Origin of the sequence: Serratia sp. szju (genome assembly GCF_044594185.1) — a bacterium.
GTDB classification, from domain to species: domain Bacteria; phylum Pseudomonadota; class Gammaproteobacteria; order Enterobacterales; family Enterobacteriaceae; genus Serratia; species Serratia bockelmannii.
Window position 1 is genome coordinate 3,461,957 of record NZ_CP172576.1, and the last position, 19,610, is coordinate 3,481,566.

Genomic DNA, 19,610 nt, shown 5'->3' on the forward strand with positions numbered 1-19,610 from the left:
TATATCCTGGCAGGATCAATTTTGTTTTTGTTAATAGCGCATTGGGAGCTGTAACTCAAGGGCGGTAGCGTGCTTATTCGCTGGAGGAACGATGTTATATCAACTGAGCGTGATATTTGTGCTGGCGGTAGCGTGGGTCCTTATTGCCCGCCGGGCCGCCTTAACGGTGGGATTAGTGGATAAGCCCAATGCGCGTAAGCAACATCTGGGACACATTCCGCTGGTCGGCGGTATCGCCGTGTACCTGACGCTGATGCTGATGACGCTGTGGCAACCCGCCTGGCTGCCTGACAGCACCGTCTATCTGCTGTGCATTACGGCGCTGGTGGTGTTGGGCGTGCTGGATGACCGCTTTGATCTGCCCGTGGCGCCACGCGTCATGGTGCAGGGAGGGATCGCGCTGGCGATGATGCTGGCGGCAGGGATGCAGCTTTCCTCATTGGGCTATGTTTGGGGGCATCAGGAAGTGATGCTCGGTTATGGCGCGTTGCTGCTCACGCCGCTGGCGGTATGGGGAGCGATCAACGCCTACAACATGGTGGATGGCATCGATGGGCAACTGGGCGCCTTGTCCTGCGTGACCTTCGTCGCGTTGGCTATCGTGTTCGGATTGGGCGGCAGGGAAGATCTGGCGCTGTGGTGCCTGGGCCTGATCGTCGCGCTGGCGGCCTATCTGTTGTTCAACCTGAGCCTGTTCGGCGCGCGCAACAAGATCTTTATGGGGGACGCCGGCAGCATGGTGATCGGCTTCAGCGTGCTGTGGCTGGTGTTGCTGGCGACGCAGGGGCCACAGGCGGTAATGCGTCCGGTCACCGCGCTGTGGCTGATCGCCATTCCTCTGATGGACATGGTGACTGTGATGGTGCGTCGCCTGTTGCGTCGCCAAAGCCCCTTCAAAGCGGGCCGCGATCATTTGCACCATATTCTGATGCGTCGTGGGCTCAATGCGCGTCAGGCGCTGGCGATGAGCACCATGCTGGCGGTGACGTTGGCCTGCATTGGCATTTGCAGTGAAGTGTTGCAGCTGCAGGAAAGCCAAATGTTGGTGGCGTTTCTGTTCTGTTTTTGCGGTTATTTCGTCATGTTGCGCGAACCGCGTCAGGCGACGGTGTTCAGCGATAATCCGACCGTCGGCCGTTAATCCCCTCACGGGCTGCGGCAGCAGCCCGTTTATCACGGTACTTCCATGAATTTTCATTTGCCTCTTTTGATGCCATTGGCCTTCACCTCCGCGCTGTTGAGTGGATGTACGGTGGTTCCCGGTTCACATTTACCGACCAGCGGAAAAGCCATCGTCGTGCAACAGGACGACGATTTCGATTTGAATGACCAGGTACAGGTTTATCGCATGTCGCCGATGCTGCTGCAGAAAATGCGGCGCGTAGAACCGGTCGCCCGGCCGAACCCGGCGCTGGATCAGCGATTGCAGAGCTATCAATACCGCATCGGCGTCGGCGACGTGTTGAACGTCACCGTCTGGGATCACCCCGAGTTGACCACGCCGGCCGGGCAATACCGCAGCGCCAGCGACACCGGCAACTGGGTGCATGCGGATGGCACGATTTTTTATCCCTATATCGGGCGAGTGGCGGTGGTGGGCAAGACCGTCACCGAAGTGCGCAGCCTGATCGCCGGCCGTCTGGCGCAGTATGTGGAAAGCCCTCAGGTAGACGTCAGTATTGCCGCTTTCCGTTCGCAGAAGGCTTACGTGACCGGCGAAGTGAAAACCTCCGGCCAACAGGCGATCACCAACGTGCCGTTGACCATTCTGGATGCGATTAACGCCGCCGGCGGCCTGACGGACAACGCCGATTGGCGCAACGTCGTGCTGACCCATCAGGGCAAAGAGCGGGCTATCTCGCTGCAGGCGCTGATGCAGCGCGGCGACATCAGCCAGAACGCGCTGCTGCAGCCGGGCGACATCCTCTACATCCCGCGCAATGACGAATTGAAAGTGTTCGTGATGGGCGAGGTGGGCAAGCAAGCGACGCTGAAGATGGATCGCAGCGGCATGACCCTGACCGAGGCCCTCGGATCTTCCGAAGGGATCAGCCAGACGGTGGCGGATGCGACCGGGGTGTTCGTGATCCGGCCGAGCGGCGGTAAAACACCGCAGCGACTGGCGACGCTGTATCAGTTCGATCTCTCCGACGCCAGCGCGCTGGCGATGGGCGCTGAATTTCAGCTGCAACCTTACGACGTCGTGTACGTCACTGCGGCGCCGGTCGCGCGCTGGAACCGTTTGATCAGCCAGCTGGTGCCGACCATCAGCAGCTTTAACGATCTCAGCGAGGCGACCTTGCGCGTGCGCAACTGGTAACTCCGCAGGGTGAATAAGGAACAGAAGATGAAAAATAATGCGCTGTCCGTGATGGTGGCCGAACAAGACGAAAAGCTGGAGTGGGAACGCCTGATTGGGCCGCTGTGGGATAACCGCTGGCGGATCGCCGTCGTGACCGGCGTGGCAGGCATGTTGGGCGTCGCCTACGCCCTGTTGGCCACCCCGGTGTACCAGGCTACGGCGGTGGTACAGGTGGAGAAGCAGCTGTCCGGCGATTCGCTGCTGCGTGAAACGTTGGACAGTTCAATGATGGGGCAAAATTCGGCGACACAGGATGAGGTGACGCTGGCTAAGTCGCGCTACGTGCTGGGAAAAACGGTGGACACCCTCGGTCTGACGGTGCGCGTCAGCCCGGACTATTTCCCGGTGTTCGGCAAAGGCTTTGCCCGCTTGAGCGGTGAAAAGCCGCCGGTGCTGAGTATTGCCACGCTGACGACGCCGGCGGACATGGAGGGCGAAGCGCTGACGCTGACGGTGCGCGATGGGCAGCATTACGAGCTGAGTTATGACGGCAGCAAACTGTTCAGCGGCGTGGTCGGGCAGCCGGTGGCGCAAGGCGGTTGGAACATGACCGTCTCGGCGCTGGACGCTTCGCCGGGCGCCAGCTTTACCGTGGTCAAAGTCGCGCGTCAAGAAGCGGTGGACGATCTGCGTAAATACCTGGACGTGGTGCCGAGTGGCAAGGACAGCGGCATCATGACCTTTACGCTGCCGAGCGAAGATCCGCAGAGCGCCGAGACAATGCTGAAGAACATCACCGACAACTACCTGCAGCAGAACGTGGATCGCAAAACGGAAGAAGCTCAGCGAATGCTGGCGTTCCTGCAAGAGCAGCTGCCGCAAACGCAAACCTCGTTGAACGACGCCGAAACCCAACTTAATCAGTTCCGCCAGCAAAATGACTCGGTGGATCTGTCGCTTGAAGCCAAATCGGTGCTGGATACTCAAGTGCAGCTCGAGGCCCAGCTCAACGAGCTGACCTTCAAGGAAGCGGAAATCTCCAAACTCTACACCCGCGCGCACCCGGCTTACCGGGCGCTGCTGGAGAAGCGCGCCACGCTGGAGGCGGAAAAAGCACGGCTGGGTAAACAGGTGCAGACGTTGCCGAAAATGCAGCAGGAGATCCTGCGTCTTACCCGCGACGTGCAGGTGGATCAGCAGGTTTACATGCAGCTAATGAACAAGCAGCAGGAACTGAGCATCAGCAAGGCCGGCACGGTGGGCAATGTGCGCATCATCGACGAAGCGGAAACCGCGCTGCGGCCGATTAAGCCGCAAAAGATGCTGATCGTATTGTTGGCGCTGCTGCTTGGCGCCGGGGGCGGCGCCATCGTAGTGCTGCTGCGTGCGGCCTTCCATCGCGGCATCAATGACATCGATACCCTGGAGAAGCGGGGCATCAACGTCTACGCCACCGTGCCGCTGTCGCCGTGGCAGGTGAAGCGCAACCGCGAGCAACGTCAGCTGCTGCCAAGGTCCGGGGGGCGGCGCTTGCCGATCCTGGCGGTGGCCGAACCGACGGACCTGTCGGTGGAAGCGATCCGCAGCCTGCGCACCAGCCTGCATTTTGCCATGATGGAGGCCAAGAACAACATTCTGATGGTCTCCGGCGCCAGCCCGGAAAGCGGCAAGAGCTTTACCAGCACCAACCTGGCGGTGGTGGTGGCGCAGGCCGGGCAGCGGGTGCTGTTGATCGACGCCGATATGCGCAAAGGCTTCCTGCACCGCTGGCTGGCGGATGATGGGCATCAGGGGCTGTCCGACATGCTGGTGGGCAACGTGATGGCGGAACAGGCGGTGCGGAAAACCGCCATCGCCAATCTGGACTTCGTGCCGCGCGGTCAGGTGCCGCCGAACCCGTCCGAACTGCTGATGCACCGCCGCTTCGCCGATTTCCTGCGCTGGGCCGGGCAGAACTACGATCTGGTGCTGATCGACACGCCGCCGATTCTGGCGGTGACGGACGCGGCGATCGTCGGCAATCACGCGGGTACCTCACTGCTGGTGGTGCGCTTTGAGGTGAATACCGTCAAGCAGATCGAAACCAGCATGCGTCGTTTCGAACAGAATGGCGTGGCGATCAAGGGCGTGATCCTCAACGGGATGGTGAAGAAGGCGGCAACCGACATGAGCTATTACAACTTCGCCTACCCAAGCCATCGGGAAGATCACCCGCAGGCAGGGGAATAAGCGGGTGAAGGCCATTATCACCAATGCCCTGTGGCTGATGCTTGAACGCGTTTCGCTCAGCCTGTCCGGCATCTTCGTCTCCATTTACGTTGCGCGCTATCTGGGGCCCGCGCAGTTTGGCACCCTCAACTATCTGTTGGCGACGATCGCCATCGTAGTGCCACTGGTGCAGTTGGGCGCCGACAGCATCATTTTCAACCGCGTCGCCCGCCGACAGCCGAGCGGCATTCGCCTGATGCTGGCGTCAATACGCCTGCGTCGTTGGCTGTTCCTGGTGGTGGCGCTGCCGATGCTGATATGGAGCTATTTCAGCCAATCGCCCGCCAGCCAACTGATGACGCTGTTGCTGCTTATCAGCGCCTATTTCTCGATTCAGGACGTGTACAAAATTTATTACGATGCCCGCCTGCAGTCGAAACGCAATACGCTGATCAACAACCTGGCGCTGCTGCTGTCGATCGGGCTGCGGCTGGCGCTGGTGAGCGCGGCGCTGCCGCTGGTGTGGTTCGCGGTACCCTACATCCTCAGCAGCGCCGTACCTTACCTGGCGCGCCTCTGGTTATTCCGTGCGGAAGCGGCGGCCTCGCCGCGGGTTACGCCGCGCCAGGCCAGGCGCTATGGCCGTTATTTGCTAAAGGTGGGCCTGCCGTTGGCCATCTCCAGCCTGTCGATAGTGATCTACACCCGCATCGATCAAATCATGCTGGGCAATCTGGTCGGCGAGCAGGCGGTAGGCTGGTTCAGTGCCGCCACCACCCTCAGCCAAGGCTGGGTTTTCGTGCCGATGGCGCTGATCACTTCGTTGATGCCGGGCATTGCCAGCTGTCGCGATCCGTTGGAGCAGGAGTACCGTATTCGGGTGCTTTATCTGGTGGTCTTGGGCCTGTCGTTGCCGGTGTTGCTGGGCCTATGGTGGTTCGCCCACCCGGCGATTGCGCTGCTGTACGGCGCCGCTTTCCAACCGGCCGCCAATATCCTGGCTATTTGCACGCTGACCTCGCTGTTCTCGGTAATGGGGACGGTTTCGTACCGCAGCATCGTGTTGTTCGCCGGCTATCGTTTTATCGCCATCAAGATGCCGTTGGTGGCGGTGGCGAACGTGGTGATGAATCTGCTGCTGATCCCGCGCTACGGCCTGATCGGTGCGGCGGTATCTACGCTGTTGGCGGAGTTCATTTCGTTCTTCGTGCTGAACAGTTTATTCCGTGGCGGAAAAATTACCCGACTGCAGCTGACCTGTTTTTACTGCCTGCCGCGTCTTGTCAGCAAATTAAGGAGAGAGCATGTTAAACATCCTGGTTAAAAATATTTCCAAGCGCCTGCCCGATGCCTGGCACCATCAGGTTAAATACGCGCTCTATTTCAAGAAGCTGCCGCACCTGTCAAAACCGACCGGCTTCAGCGAAAAGATCATGCGCCGCAAAATTTATCCGCGCAGCATCTACACCACTTTGTCGGACAAGTTCAAGGTGCGTGAATTTATCGCCGGCCTGTGGGGCGAGGAGTATCTGGTGGAGCTGTATACGCATGGCACTGAACTTAGCTACGACATGTTCAGGCAATTGCCTAACGCCTTTGTGCTGAAGGCCAACCACGGCAGCGGCTATAACCGCTTGGTGTTCGACAAGCAGCAGATTAGCTACGCGGAGTTGTACGATCTCAGCAACGCGTGGATGCGCAGCAACTTTTATGAGCAGAGCCGCGAAAAGCATTATCTGGATATCGAACCCTGCATCATGGTGGAGCGCCTGTTGCTGGATGGCGAACAGGTGCCGAACGATATCAAGTTTCATTGTTTCAACGACAATCATGAAATTCGTATGTTCATCCAGGTGGATTACCAGCGTTTCGGCACCCATCGGCGCGATATTTTTGATATCGACTGGAACCGCACCGAAATTCGTATCAACTTGCCGAATGCAGACGAACCGATGCCGCGTCCTACACGGCTGGAAGAAATGATACGTTTGGCTCGCCAGACCGCGCAGCAGTTCTCTTATGTCCGTGTGGATTTCTACCAGGTCGGTGAGAAGGTGTATTTCGGTGAGTTGACGTTTACGCCTGGCGCGGGGTTAAGCAAGCTGATGCCGAAAAACATTGAGCAGGAATGGGGCAGTTATTTTACTGAGTAAACGCTTATGCAAAGAGTCGCCTCCAATTTTCAAATGCATGCCAATGCGGGTTATAATCAGTCGCGAGATTTAGTCAATCAATCAATTGTATTGACCTTCCTGCTGATGTTTTTCGTGAAAACGTTCCTGACCTCGGGATCGTTCAATAGCGAGCTGATTAATAAAGCGGTCATGGGGCTTAATGGCTTGATGTTGCTCTATGTTGGCTATGCATTTTTTATCGCTACGCTGGCGGAAAAGGCGGTTGCGGGTTTTTTGGTTCTGCTGTTTCTTGTTAATATTGCCACCGGTCATGGTGATTATCTGTTTGGTGCGGTATTCAGCACGGCGGTGATAATTTTATTCCGTCGCATCGAAATGGGGCGTGGCGCTGAAATGTTTGCCATCACCTTTGTGGTGGCAGGGTTACTGGTGGTTATTCCCTATATCTTTTACACCGATGGGTTTGTTTACCTTGATGAGCGTTACGGCAATCGATTAACGCTGGGGTTCGATAATCCGAATACCCTGGCGTATTATTCTTTTGCCTTGTTCGCCACACTGCTGTGCCTGATCGACCATGCGAAATTAACGCGAGGAATGAAAAATATCGCTTCGCTGGCGGTATCGGCGTTAATTCTCCCGGTGCTGATGTATTCCTATTCTCGCACCTGTTTTATGTTGGCGCTGTTGATGTTGTTGCTGTTTTGGCTGGCGCCGCTGCTGCGTGTCGCGCCGAACAGAAAAGTCTGCATCGCGCTGACGTTGGCCATTGTAGGCTTTCAATTCGCCAGCGTTATACGCTGGGGGAGTAATCCGGCCTTGGACGTCCTCTTGAACCAGGCGTTGACCGGGCGAATCTGGTTCTCCTGGCAGATGTTTCAGGCGGTGGGGCTACCCAATCCGCTGTTCGGCATGAATATAGAGCCTTATAAGCCCGTCGATTTCTTCTTCATCGCCATGTTTTATTCGGCCGGTGGCATCGCTTCTGTCGTCATGCTTTTTTGTTATTTTCACCTGTTGGGCAATATGCGCAGGCTGAGTCGGTTCATGCGCTGGGTGGTGGTTGTTTTCCTGCTGACAACCTTTACGGAAACCTATTTTTTGGTCCCGGTATTTAACGTGTCGTTATTGTTGCTTTGCCGTGGAAAAGAAATGATAAATTCTAAGTTGGAGGGTTAAGAAATGGATTTCTCGATCGTTATCCCTATTTATAATAGTGCACGCTACCTGCCGAAAACGCTGAAGCGGATTTTCAACGCTTGTCAAGGATTCGACTATCAGGTGATTTTGGTTGATGATTGCTCTGACGAGGATGATATCAAATATATTCGTCAGATAGCGGCGACGAATAGCAATGTGATGCTGCATGAGAAAAAACAGAAGAGCAATGCGGCGGTGTCGCGCAACTTAGGTACCAAGTTAGCGCAATCGGAGATCGTGTTTTTCCTCGACTCTGATGATTACTTCACGACCAACTATATTATTCGTCGCATGAATAAACATGAGGATCGCCATATTGATATTATCTTCGGCAACTATGCGGAGGTGAGCGGCGATTCGGTGCGTGATTTCAACTTCCATTATAAATCCGGTTCCTCCGGCGAGGATTTTCTTTTTCTGGAAATGGGCGATATTCGTTCATCCACCATCAGCATCCGTAAAAAAAGCGATCGCCGCTTTTTATTTCCCGAGTTCCTCAATAAGCATCAGGACTGGGGTTTTTTGGTCAATGCCACCAATTTGGGCGCGCATGTGGCGCACGACGCCGGCGGAGGGGTGTTTCTCGACGTAGGGCGCTATGGGCGCATGACGGCGAAGCTCAATCTGGAGGCCAGCGACCGGTTTATCAATACCTTCCTCAGCCCCAGCGATCGCCATATCAGCGGATTCGCCTGCAAGCATCTGCTGGCCTCGCTGTATTCGGAAAACGCCCAGGCGTTCAATTATTACTCGTCGCGCATCGTGCGGCACAGCCTGAGCGGCAAGTTCAAGGTGATCAAATGGTATGGCGATTGTCTGGCGCGGTTGGGGTTGTTCTCGGTTGGCGGCCGGCTGCTGCGCAATGTGCGCCAGGGATTCAGGAGATGATATGCAAGCACGCAAGGTAATCATCGTTATCGAAAATATCGCGGGCAAGGGCGGTACTGAACGGGTCGCCAGCGGTTTGGCCAACGCGCTGGCGCGTCTGCCGGGTTATGAGGTGGCGGTGTTTTCGCTGTTTGGCGAGCGGAGCTTCTTTCCGCTGGCGAGTGACGTCCGGTTGCGCTGCGGCGGTGGCGATTCGCTGTTCTGGCCATGGCGGCTGGCATTGGCGCTGCGGCGTGAACGCGCGGACGTGATCATTACCGTTTCTATGGGAAAACTGTCGGTGGTGATGACGCCTTTTCTGCGTTTGTTCTGTGCCCGCAGCCGGTTGCTATTAAGTGAGCACGTCAGCTTTCACCAGTATCCGCGCGTATTTAAGTGGCTGAAGTTGCTGGTTTACCGGCTGAGCGATAGCGTGATTTTCCTGACGCGGCAAGATAGCGACGCCATCGCTCGCTGGGTGGGGGCCGGAAAATGTCGGGTGATCGAGAACGTTTCGCCATTCGGCGCACAGGCGCCGACGTCGGCGCTGCAAAAAAAGGTGGCACTGGCGGTGGGGCGATTGAGCAATCAGAAAGGCTTCGATCGACTGATCGCACTGTGGCGAGGGGTGGTGGCACAGGCGCCGGATTGGCGTCTGCTGATTATTGGCGACGGTCCGGAGCGCGACGCATTGCGGCGACAGATTGAAGACGCCGGGCTGGAGCGGCAGGTGAGTCTGCTGCCGGCCACCGCTAACGTGGCGGACTATTATCGCCAGGCCAGCCTGTATTTGATGACCTCTCGCTATGAGGGATTGCCGATGGTGCTGATCGAAGCCATGAGTTTCGGCCTGCCGCTGGTGGCCTACGACTGCAAGACCGGCCCGGCCGAGTTGATAGACGATGGCGTCAACGGCTATCTGGTGCCCGATGACGACGCCGCCGCCTTCAGCGAAGGGGTGATCAAACTGATGCTCGATCCGGGGTTGCGCGAGCACTTCTCTATCGCCGCGTTAGAGAAGTCTCGTCGTTTTTCTCCCGAACGTATTTATCCCCAGTGGCAACAGCTCACCGAGTGAGGACAGAATGGAAAAGATATCCGTGATAATGCCGGCCTACAATGCTGCGAACTCTATTAAAGAGTCGATTCTAGGCGTGCTGAATCAGCGATTTACCGATTATCACCTGTATGTGATCGATGATGCGTCTACCGACGATACTGCCGAGGTGGTACGGCCGTTCATCCACGATCGCCTCACCTATATCCGTAATGAGCATAACCAGGGCGTGGCGGAAACGCGCAACATCGGCATTGAGGCGGCGAAAGGCGACTATATCGCCTTCTGCGACAGTGATGACGTATGGCTGCCCAACAAGCTGTCGCGCCAGGCGAGCATTTTGCAAACCCGCCGCTACGACGTGGTGTGCTCCCATTATTACACCTTCGAAGACGACCTGAAATTGATCAAAAACACCCGTGGTGCGGATGAGCTTATTGGCTATCAGGATATGTTGAAAAGCAACTGGATTGGCAATCTCACCGGCATCTACAACCAGAAGCGCATCGGTAAGGTGTATCAGCAAAAAGTGGGCCATGAGGACTATTTGATGTGGCTGGCGGTGCTGCAGAAGGCGCGTAACGGTCTGGCCTACTGCATTCCCGAACCGCTGGCCTGTTACCGATTGTCTACCCATTCGCTGTCGGGCAACAAAATCCGCGCCGCGGATTGGCAATGGCGGATTTACCGTCAGCATTTGGGGCTGTCTTACCAGAAATCCTGCTATCTGTTCGCCACCTATCTGTTCAATGCCGTGGTGAAAAGGAAGTGACCATGAGGGGGATGTATCAGAGGGTGGCTCTGGGCTGTTGCGCCTTGTGGAGCGCTTCGGCTCTGGCGCAGAGCTGCCAACCCAATCTGTTGGCCAACCCCGGCTTTGAGCAGGGGCTCAGCGACTGGCGCGCGCAGGGCGCACAGGGCGACGGCGATACGCACAGCGGCCGTGGCAGTCTGCGTTATGACAATGCAGATGCAGCGCAGTACCGTACCTTCAACCAGGCGCTGCAGGTTGTGCCCGGGCAGACGATAGATTTCGGCGTCTGGCTCAAGACCCGCGGCGTACGCGGGCAAAGCCGCGACGGCGGCGCCGGGGTTTATCTGCAAAGCTTTGATGCGCAGGGGCGCTTTCTGGAAGGCAGCTATCCGGCTGGCGTGACCGGCGACAGCGGTTGGCGGCAGGTGAACGCCAGCTATACCGTGCCGCCGCAGGCGGCGCGAATCACTTTTGGCGTTTACCTGCGTAAGGGGACCACCGGTACCGTCTGGTTTGACGACGCCTATGCGTGTACTCGAGCGCCTAAGCCGGCATTGTATCAGCTCGGCGCGTCGGCGCAGGGAAAGGTCGACACGCTGATAGTCACTGCGCAGCCGCAGCATTTGCAGGTCGATAGCGAATTGCTTAATGCCGAGGGGCAGGTTGTTCACCGTAGCCGCGACCGTTATCAAGTTGAAGGGCAGCGCCGTATCGAATACCCACTGCCGACCGGTCTGGCACAGGGGGAGTACCGCCTGCGTCAGCAGGTCACCGGTCAGCAATCCCAGCCGGCACAGGGCAGCGAGCTGTCTTTTCGCGTTGGCCAGCCTGCGGCCAAAGTGGCGATCGACAGCAAAGGCTTTACCCTGCGCGATGGTCAACGGCTTTTCCCGTTGGGCATTTACGCCAACGTGGCTACCGATGAACATTTGGCGCGCATCGCCTCGGCGGGATTCAACACGGTGCTGAACTATGATTATGGGGAAAAGAAAGATCCTTACGCCTTTTTCCGCAACGCACGCAAGCGCGGGCTGCTGGTCATTTACTCCGTCAAAGATCAGTACCGCGGCAGCCGTTTCGCGCCGGCCGTGCGCGGTGGCGACTACGCGGCGATGACGGCCTGGTACGTGCAGCGCTTGCGCTCTCAGCCCAACCTGCTCGCCTGGTACATCAACGATGAACTGGGGCCGGAATATCTCGATAAGATCGAGGAAAAAAACCTGCAAATAAAGCGGCTTGACGGCGATCATCCCACCTTCCAGGTGTTGAACAAAACCGGGGAGTTGGACGCCTACTTTAACAGCAGCGACATTTTGGCGACCGACCCTTACCCGGTGGGGAACGATCGCGATCTGACGCGCACCACGCGTTATACCGAACTGACGGTGCAGGCCGCCCGCCAGGCACGCGGGGCCTGGGTGGTGATGCAAATCATGGATCACGCCGCTTATGACGCCCGCCGCAAGCCACATCCGCCGTCAGAGGCGGAAATCCGCAACCAGGCCTGGCAGGCGCTGATCGGCGGCGCTAAGGGGCTGTTGTTTTATTCTTATACCGATCTGTTTTACAAGCGTAAAACCGGCCGCTTCGACCAACGGGAGTTTGACGCCACCTGGCGTGGCGTGGCTGCCGTGTCGCAGCAAATTGCCGCTTTCACCCCTTATCTGCTGACGGGAAAATCGACGCCGCTGGCGGGAAGCGACCCGCAAATGCCGGCGCGGATGTTTATTCTGGGCGATCGCGCCTTGCTGCTGGTAGCCAACCCCTACTATCGAGAGGGAAGCACCCGCTTGCGCCTTCCGGCGGGCTGGCGGCAGCAGGGAGAGGGCACGGAGGTCAAGCTGGCGTTGCCCGCAGTGGGCACCGCGACGCTGTGGCTTCAACGCTGAAAGCGACGAGTTAGCATCACGCGGGAGGTTTCTCCCGCGTCCTACCCCCAAATACCCCACCTTGCCCCCCGCCCGTCAGTCTCTGTCATGAATTCCTGATTTATTCATTCAAATTCAATTAATTAAAGTTAAGTCTCGCACCTATACTTTGGTGGTATTTCATCCCCGACGCGCGCGTCGCCTCCCGCTTTCTCTTGATCGCAATCAATTTGCCGCCGGTTGGCCGTCAGTAGGCTGGCGGCAGATTGAGCATGTCTTCTTATAACGACAAGAGCCTTCAGGAGCATTCCGGATGAGCAAATTTTTAGACCGTTTCCGCTATTTCAAGCAGTTGGCGGAGCCTTTTTCTGGCGATCACGGCCAGACCTTGAACACCAACCGCGACTGGGAAGACGGCTACCGCAGCCGTTGGCAACACGACAAAGTGGTGCGTTCCACCCACGGCGTGAACTGCACCGGTTCCTGCAGTTGGAAGATCTATGTGAAGAATGGTCTGGTGACCTGGGAAACCCAGCAAACCGATTATCCACGCACCCGTCCCGATCTGCCTAACCATGAACCGCGCGGCTGCCCGCGCGGCGCCAGCTACTCTTGGTACCTGTACAGCGCCAACCGGCTGAAATACCCGCTGATGCGCAAGCGTCTGCTCAAACTGTGGCGCGAAGCGAAAGCGCAGCACAGCGATCCGGTCGCGGCCTGGGGCTCTATCGTCGGCGATGCGGAAAAAGCCAAAAGCTACAAGGTGGCGCGCGGCCGCGGCGGTTTCGTCCGCTCCAGTTGGCAAGAGGTCAATGAACTGATCGCCGCCGCCAACGTCTATACCGCCAAAACCTTCGGCCCGGACCGCATTATCGGCTTCTCGCCGATCCCGGCGATGTCGATGGTGTCCTACGCCGCCGGCGCCCGCTACCTGTCGCTGATCGGCGGCGCCTGCCTGAGCTTCTACGATTGGTACTGCGATCTGCCGCCGGCCTCGCCGATGACCTGGGGCGAGCAGACCGACGTGCCGGAATCCGCCGACTGGTACAACTCCTCCTACATTATCGCCTGGGGCTCCAACGTGCCGCAGACGCGCACCCCGGACGCCCACTTCTTTACCGAAGTGCGTTACAAGGGCACCAAAACCGTGGCGGTGACGCCGGACTACGCCGAAGTCGCCAAGCTGTGCGACCACTGGCTGAATCCGAAGCAGGGCACCGACAGCGCGATGGCGCTGGCGATGGGCCACGTAATGCTGAAAGAGTTCCATCTCGACCGCGAAGTTGGCTACTTCCGCGACTATGTACGCCGCTATACCGACATGCCGATGCTGGTGCTGCTGGAAGCGCGTGAAGGCGGCCATTACGCCGCCGGCCGCCTGCTGCGCGCCGCCGATCTGGTGGACGGATTGGGCCAGGAAAACAACCCCGAGTGGAAAACCGTCGCCATCGACAGCCACAGCGGCGATCTGGTGGCGCCGCAGGGTTCCATCGGTTTCCGCTGGGGCGAGAAGGGCAAGTGGAACCTGGAACAGCGCGAGGGCAAATCGCAACAGGAAGTCGAGCTGCAGCTCAGCCTGTTGGGCATGCATGACGACGTCGCCGAGGTGGGCTTCCCGTACTTCGGCGGCGCCGACAGCGAGCATTTCAACAGCGTGGCGCTGGACGAGATCCTGCTGCACAAGCTGCCGGTGAAACGCCTGCGGCTGGCGGACGGCAGCGAAGCGCTGGTGACCAGCGTGTATGACCTGACGCTGGCCAATTACGGCCTGGAGCGCGGGCTGGACGACGCCAACTGCGCCGCCGACTATGACGAGGTCAAGGCCTACAGCCCGGCCTGGGCCGAACAGATCACCGGCGTGTCGCGCCACAACATCATCCGCATTGCCCGCGAGTTCGCGGAAAACGCCGAGAAGACCCACGGCCGTTCGATGATCATCGTCGGTGCCGGCGTCAACCACTGGTATCACATGGACATGACCTACCGCGGCCTGATCAACATGCTGATCTTCTGCGGTTGCGTCGGCCAGAGCGGCGGCGGCTGGGCGCACTACGTCGGCCAGGAAAAACTGCGACCGCAAACCGGCTGGCTGCCGCTGGCGTTTGGCCTCGACTGGCAGCGCCCGCCGCGCCACATGAACAGCACCTCGTTCTTCTACAACCATTCCAGCCAATGGCGCTATGAAACTGTCGGCACCGACGAGCTGCTGTCGCCGCTGGCGGACAAGTCGCGCTTCGGCGGCAGCCTGATCGACTTCAACGTGCGCGCCGAGCGCATGGGCTGGCTGCCGTCGGCGCCACAGCTGGGCACCAACCCGCTGCGCCTGGCGGAACAGGCCCGCGCCGCCGGCCAGTCACCGGTCGAGTTCACCGTCGACGGCCTGAAAAACGGCACGCTGGGCTTCGCCGCCGAGCAGCCGGACAATCCGCAGAACTTCCCGCGTAACCTGTTCGTCTGGCGCTCCAACCTGCTGGGGTCTTCCGGCAAGGGCCATGAGTACATGCTCAAATACCTGTTGGGCACCGAAAACGGCATCCAGGGGAAAGATCTCGGCCAGCAGGGCGGCGTGAAGCCACAGGAAGTGGAATGGCGCGAGCAGGGCGGCGAAGGCAAGCTGGATCTGGTGGTGACGCTCGATTTCCGCATGTCGAGCACCTGCCTGTACTCCGACGTGGTGCTGCCGACCGCCACCTGGTACGAAAAAGACGATATGAACACCTCCGACATGCACCCGTTCATCCATCCGCTGTCGGCGGCGGTCGATCCGGCCTGGGATTCGAAGAGCGACTGGGAGATTTACAAGGGCATCGCCAAGGCCTTCTCCGAAGTGTGCGTCGGCCATCTGGGCCAGGAAACCGACGTGGTGACCTTGCCTATCCAGCACGACTCCGCCGCCGAACTGGCACAGCCTTACGGCGTGCAGGACTGGAAGAAAGGCGAATGCGATCTGATCCCCGGCAAAACCGCGCCGCACATCATTGCGGTGGAACGCGATTACCCGGCCACCTACGAGCGCTTCACCTCGCTGGGGCCGCTGCTGGACAAACTGGGCAACGGCGGCAAGGGCATCAGCTGGAACACCCAAACCGAGGTCGACTTCCTCAAGCAGCTTAACTACGTCAAGGCCGACGGCCCGGCGGTAGGGCGGCCGAAGGTCGAGAGCGCGATTGACGCGGCGGAAGTGATCCTGTCGCTGGCGCCGGAAACCAACGGCCAGGTGGCGGTAAAAGCCTGGGAGGCCCTGAGCAACGTCACCGGCCGCGATCACCGGCATCTGGCGCTGAACAAGGAAGACGAGAAAATTCGCTTCCGCGACATTCAGGCGCAGCCGCGCAAAATTATCTCCAGCCCGACCTGGTCCGGTCTGGAGGATGAACATGTTTCCTATAACGCCTGCTACACCAACGTGCACGAGTTGATCCCGTGGCGCACCCTCAGCGGCCGTCAACAGCTGTATCAGGACCATGAGTGGATGCGCGCCTTCGGTGAAAGCCTGCTGGTATACCGGCCGCCGATCGACACCCGTGCCGCGCAGCCGCTGCTGAACAGCAAGCCGAACGGCAACAAGGAGAAGGCGCTGAACTTCCTGACGCCGCACCAGAAGTGGGGCATTCACTCCACCTACAGCGACAACCTGTTGATGCTGACGCTGTCGCGCGGCGGCCCGATCGTCTGGCTGAGCGAAGACGACGCCAAAGATCTGGGCATCGCGGACAACGACTGGATCGAGGCCTTCAACGCCAACGGCGCGCTGACGGCGCGCGCGGTGGTCAGCCAGCGTATCCCGGCCGGCATGACCATGATGTACCACGCGCAGGAGCGCATCGTGAACCTGCCGGGCTCGGAGATCACCAGCCAACGCGGCGGCATCCACAACTCGGTGACCCGCGCCTGTCCGAAGCCGACCCACATGATCGGCGGCTATGCGCAGTTGGCCTACGGCTTCAACTACTACGGCACCGTCGGCTCCAACCGCGACGAGTTCGTGGTGGTGCGCAAGATGAACCGCATTGATTGGTTGGACGACGAAGGCAACGACTACGCGCAGGGCAGTCAGCAGGAGAACAGCAAATGAAAATTCGTTCGCAAGTCGGCATGGTGCTGAATCTGGACAAGTGCATCGGTTGCCACACCTGTTCGGTCACCTGCAAAAACGTCTGGACCAGCCGTGAAGGTATGGAATACGCCTGGTTCAACAACGTGGAAAGCAAGCCTGGCGTCGGGTATCCGCACGCCTGGGAAGATCAGGAAAAATGGAAGGGCGGCTGGATCCGCAAAATCAACGGCAAGCTGGAGCCGCGCATGGGCAGCCGCGTCGGCGTGTTGGCGAAAATCTTCGCCAACCCGGACGTGCCGGCGCTGGACGACTACTACGAGCCGTTCGATTACGACTACCAGCATCTGCACACCGCCAAACAGGGCAAGCACCAGCCGGTGGCCCGCCCGCGCTCGCTGATTACCGGCCAGCGCATGAACAAGATCGAAAGCGGCCCGAACTGGGAGGAGATCCTCGGCGGGGAATTCGAAAAACGCTCGCAGGACAAGAACTTCGATAACCTGCAGAAGGCGATGTACGGCCAGTTCGAAAACACCTTCATGATGTACCTGCCGCGCCTGTGCGAGCACTGCCTCAACCCGGCCTGCGTCGCCACCTGCCCGAGCGGGGCGATCTACAAACGCGGCGAAGATGGCATCGTGCTGATCGACCAGGACAAGTGCCGCGGCTGGCGCATGTGCCTGACCGGCTGCCCGTACAAGAAAATCTATTTCAACTGGAAAAGCGGCAAGTCCGAGAAGTGCATCTTCTGTTACCCGCGTATCGAAGCCGGGCAGCCGACGGTCTGTTCGGAGACCTGCGTGGGCCGCATCCGCTATCTCGGCGTGCTGCTGTACGACGCCGATCGCATCGAGCAGGCGGCGGCGGTGGAGAACGACAAAGATCTGTATCAGAGCCAGCTCGATATCTTCCTCGATCCGCATGATCCTAAGGTGATTGCTCAGGCGCTGGCGGACGGCGTGCCGCAGGGCGTCATTGAAGCCGCCCAGCAGTCGCCGGTGTACAAAATGGCGATGGACTGGAAGCTGGCGCTGCCGCTGCACCCGGAATACCGCACGCTGCCGATGGTGTGGTACGTGCCGCCGTTGTCGCCGATTCAGTCCGCCGCCGACGCCGGCGAGCTGGCGCACAACGGCGTATTGCCGGACGTCGAGAGCCTGCGCATTCCGGTGCAGTATCTGGCGAATCTGCTGACCGCCGGCGATACCGAACCGGTACTGCTGGCGCTGAAGCGCATGCTGGCGATGCGCCACTACAAACGGGCGGAAACCGTCGACGGCGTTGTGGACACCAGCGCGCTGGAGCAGGTTGGCCTGAGCGAAGCGCAGGCGCAGGAGATGTATCGCTACCTGGCGATCGCCAACTATGAAGATCGCTTTGTGGTGCCGTCGAGCCACCGCGAACTGGCGCGCGAAGCCTTCCCGGAAAGCAAGGGGTGCGGCTTTAGCTTCGGCGACGGCTGCCACGGCAGCGATGGTAAGTTCAATCTGTTCAACAGCCGCCGTATCGACGCCATCGACGTGACCGCGAAAACCGCGCGGCCGGAGGATGCCTCATGATCAGCCTGAAAGTGATCGCCCGCCTGCTGGATTACCCGGAGCAGGTGCTGTTTGACCATCAGCAGGCGCTGATCGAAGCGCTGGAGCCGGCCAGCGAGCTGGATCTGCACCACAGCGCGCAGCTGATTCTGTTTATCCGCCGCCTGTGCGCGCGCCCGTTGCTGGATGCTCAGGCTGACTATTGCGAGCTGTTCGATCGCGGCCGCGCCACCTCGCTGCTGCTGTTTGAGCACGTGCACGGTGAGTCGCGCGATCGCGGCCAGGCGATGGTTGACCTGATGGCGCAGTACCGCACCGCCGGGCTGGAGATCGACAGCCGCGAGCTGCCGGACTTCCTGCCGCTGTACCTGGAGTATTTGGCCAGCCGCAGCGCGGCGCAGGCGCGGGAAGGGCTGCAGGACATCGCGCCGATCCTGGCGCTGCTGGGCGCGCGCTTGCAACAGCGTGAAAGCCCGTACGCGGTGCTGTTCGATCTACTGCTGGCGCTGTCCGGCAGCGAGGTGCAGGCCCAGGCGCTGGAGACCCAGGTGGCGCAAGAGGCGCGCGACGATACGCCGCAGGCGCTGGATGCGGTGTGGGAAGAGGAGCAGGTCAAGTTTCTCGGCGAACAGGGCTGCGCCTCCGCCCAGCAGACGGCGCACCAGCGGCGCTTCGCCGGCGCGGTGGCGCCACAGTATCTGGATCTGACGGATGCGTTAACCGGAACCAAAGGACGCTAATCATGCAATTTTTGAATCAGTTCTTCTTCGATATCTACCCTTATCTGGCCGGCGCGGTATTCCTGATCGGCAGCTGGTTGCGTTACGACTACGGGCAGTACAGCTGGCGCGCCGGCTCCAGCCAGATGCTGGATAAAAAGGGCATGCGGCTGGCGTCCAACCTGTTCCACATCGGGATTATCGGCATCTTCGCGGGCCACTTCCTCGGCATGCTGACGCCGCACTGGATGTATGAGGCCTTCCTGCCGATCGACGTGAAGCAGAAGCTGGCGATGATCGCCGGCGGCGCCTGCGGCCTGATGACGCTGATCGGCGGCGCGCTGTTGCTGAAGCGCCGGTTGACCAACCCACGGGTGCGCGCCACCAGCAGCTTCGCCGACATCATGATCCTGACGTTGCTGGTGGTGCAGGTGTGTCTGGGGCTGCTGACCATTCCGTTCTCCGCCCAGCATATGGACGGCAGCGAAATGATGAAGCTGGTGGCCTGGGCGCAGGCGGTAGTGACCTTCCACGCCGGCGCCTCTGCGCACCTGGAAGGGGTGGCGATTATCTTCAAACTGCACATGGTGCTGGGCATGACGCTGTTCGTGCTGTTCCCGTTCTGCCGCCTGGTGCATATCTGGAGTGCGCCGGTAGAGTACCTGACCCGCCGTTATCAGCTGGTGCGCAACCGCCGCTGAGCCTGACCCCGCCGCCGCCGATCGCCAGCGGCGGCGCTATTCCGATAATTCCCCCGCCGTCTGCCCATTCTCGCCGCCTTGTCGTAAACTAATTATCTCAGTCATGTTACGCTTATGCTTCCGCCGACGGACGTCGGCCCGTGGTAGCCGATAACAAGAGATACCGCCTTGATGAAAGGCATTTTGGGACATAAAAACCGGGGA

Annotated in this window: 14 protein-coding genes; all 14 read left to right on the forward strand. The window is 59.3% G+C overall.

The window, feature by feature from the left end; all coding sequences use genetic code 11:
- Nucleotides 1-91: 91 nt before the first annotated feature.
- The 14 genes from wecA to narI all read left to right on the forward strand — a co-directional run bounded on the left by wecA (nt 92) and on the right by narI (nt 19,406).
- On the forward strand, nt 92-1,141 hold the full coding sequence (gene wecA / locus RE418_RS16355; RefSeq protein ID WP_025303212.1) for a UDP-N-acetylglucosamine--undecaprenyl-phosphate N-acetylglucosaminephosphotransferase: 1,050 nt from the start codon (nt 92-94) through the stop codon (nt 1,139-1,141).
- 45 nt (nt 1,142-1,186) lie between these two features.
- Nucleotides 1,187-2,320, forward strand: coding sequence for a polysaccharide export protein (locus tag RE418_RS16360; RefSeq protein WP_025303211.1), 1,134 nt, complete (start codon nt 1,187-1,189; stop codon nt 2,318-2,320).
- A 27-nt stretch (nt 2,321-2,347) separates the two neighbouring features.
- Nucleotides 2,348-4,531: a polysaccharide biosynthesis tyrosine autokinase gene (locus RE418_RS16365; RefSeq protein WP_399675282.1), complete on the forward strand. Its 2,184-nt coding sequence runs from the start codon at nt 2,348-2,350 to the stop codon at nt 4,529-4,531.
- 4 nt (nt 4,532-4,535) lie between these two features.
- Nucleotides 4,536-5,834: a flippase gene (locus tag RE418_RS16370; RefSeq protein ID WP_049204106.1), complete on the forward strand. Its 1,299-nt coding sequence runs from the start codon at nt 4,536-4,538 to the stop codon at nt 5,832-5,834.
- Nucleotides 5,815-6,663 carry an ATP-grasp fold amidoligase family protein gene (locus RE418_RS16375; protein WP_089195975.1) on the forward strand — a complete coding sequence of 283 codons (849 nt, stop codon included), beginning with the start codon at nt 5,815-5,817 and terminating at the stop codon, nt 6,661-6,663. Before RE418_RS16370 ends, RE418_RS16375 begins: the two co-directional genes overlap by 20 nt.
- 6 nt (nt 6,664-6,669) lie before the next feature.
- Nucleotides 6,670-7,824, forward strand: coding sequence for a hypothetical protein (locus RE418_RS16380; RefSeq protein WP_038629451.1), 1,155 nt, complete (start codon nt 6,670-6,672; stop codon nt 7,822-7,824).
- 3 nt (nt 7,825-7,827) lie between these two features.
- Nucleotides 7,828-8,733, forward strand: a complete 906-nt coding sequence (locus RE418_RS16385) for a glycosyltransferase family A protein (RefSeq protein ID WP_025303206.1) — start codon at nt 7,828-7,830, stop codon at nt 8,731-8,733.
- A gap of 1 nt (nt 8,734) precedes the next feature.
- Entirely contained in the window at nt 8,735-9,790 is a 1,056-nt protein-coding gene (locus RE418_RS16390; protein ID WP_399675285.1) for a glycosyltransferase family 4 protein, read from the forward strand.
- A gap of 7 nt (nt 9,791-9,797) precedes the next feature.
- Nucleotides 9,798-10,541 (forward strand): glycosyltransferase family 2 protein, encoded by a 744-nt coding sequence (locus RE418_RS16395; protein ID WP_038876984.1) that lies wholly within the window; start codon nt 9,798-9,800, stop codon nt 10,539-10,541.
- Nucleotides 10,542-10,552: 11 nt separating this feature from the next.
- Nucleotides 10,553-12,412: a carbohydrate-binding protein CenC gene (locus RE418_RS16400; RefSeq protein WP_399676292.1), complete on the forward strand. Its 1,860-nt coding sequence runs from the start codon at nt 10,553-10,555 to the stop codon at nt 12,410-12,412.
- Nucleotides 12,413-12,704: 292 nt separating this feature from the next.
- Nucleotides 12,705-16,466 carry a nitrate reductase subunit alpha gene (locus RE418_RS16405; RefSeq protein ID WP_089181019.1) on the forward strand — a complete coding sequence of 1,254 codons (3,762 nt, stop codon included), beginning with the start codon at nt 12,705-12,707 and terminating at the stop codon, nt 16,464-16,466.
- On the forward strand, nt 16,463-18,007 hold the full coding sequence (narH, locus tag RE418_RS16410; protein WP_025303201.1) for a nitrate reductase subunit beta: 1,545 nt from the start codon (nt 16,463-16,465) through the stop codon (nt 18,005-18,007). Before RE418_RS16405 ends, narH begins: the two co-directional genes overlap by 4 nt.
- Nucleotides 18,004-18,726: a nitrate reductase molybdenum cofactor assembly chaperone gene (gene narJ / locus RE418_RS16415; RefSeq protein ID WP_025303200.1), complete on the forward strand. Its 723-nt coding sequence runs from the start codon at nt 18,004-18,006 to the stop codon at nt 18,724-18,726. Before narH ends, narJ begins: the two co-directional genes overlap by 4 nt.
- A 2-nt stretch (nt 18,727-18,728) precedes the next feature.
- On the forward strand, nt 18,729-19,406 hold the full coding sequence (narI, locus tag RE418_RS16420) for a respiratory nitrate reductase subunit gamma (protein ID WP_025303199.1): 678 nt from the start codon (nt 18,729-18,731) through the stop codon (nt 19,404-19,406).
- Nucleotides 19,407-19,610: the final 204 nt, after the last annotated feature.

Excerpts from the sequence above, each read along its gene's own strand:
- RE418_RS16380 (WP_038629451.1), top strand. The coding sequence starts at position 6,670 with ATGCAAAGAGTCGCCTCCAATTTTCAAATGCATGCCAATGCGGGTTAT.
- wecA (WP_025303212.1), top strand. The coding sequence starts at position 92 with ATGTTATATCAACTGAGCGTGATATTTGTGCTGGCGGTAGCGTGGGTC.
- RE418_RS16405 (WP_089181019.1), top strand. The coding sequence starts at position 12,705 with ATGAGCAAATTTTTAGACCGTTTCCGCTATTTCAAGCAGTTGGCGGAG.
- RE418_RS16360 (WP_025303211.1), top strand. The coding sequence starts at position 1,187 with ATGAATTTTCATTTGCCTCTTTTGATGCCATTGGCCTTCACCTCCGCG.
- narI (WP_025303199.1), top strand. The coding sequence starts at position 18,729 with ATGCAATTTTTGAATCAGTTCTTCTTCGATATCTACCCTTATCTGGCC.
- RE418_RS16395 (WP_038876984.1), top strand. The coding sequence starts at position 9,798 with ATGGAAAAGATATCCGTGATAATGCCGGCCTACAATGCTGCGAACTCT.
- RE418_RS16385 (WP_025303206.1), top strand. The coding sequence starts at position 7,828 with ATGGATTTCTCGATCGTTATCCCTATTTATAATAGTGCACGCTACCTG.
- narH (WP_025303201.1), top strand. The coding sequence starts at position 16,463 with ATGAAAATTCGTTCGCAAGTCGGCATGGTGCTGAATCTGGACAAGTGC.
- RE418_RS16390 (WP_399675285.1), top strand. The coding sequence starts at position 8,735 with ATGCAAGCACGCAAGGTAATCATCGTTATCGAAAATATCGCGGGCAAG.
- narJ (WP_025303200.1), top strand. The coding sequence starts at position 18,004 with ATGATCAGCCTGAAAGTGATCGCCCGCCTGCTGGATTACCCGGAGCAG.
- RE418_RS16375 (WP_089195975.1), top strand. The coding sequence starts at position 5,815 with ATGTTAAACATCCTGGTTAAAAATATTTCCAAGCGCCTGCCCGATGCC.
- RE418_RS16400 (WP_399676292.1), top strand. The coding sequence starts at position 10,553 with ATGTATCAGAGGGTGGCTCTGGGCTGTTGCGCCTTGTGGAGCGCTTCG.
- RE418_RS16365 (WP_399675282.1), top strand. The coding sequence starts at position 2,348 with ATGAAAAATAATGCGCTGTCCGTGATGGTGGCCGAACAAGACGAAAAG.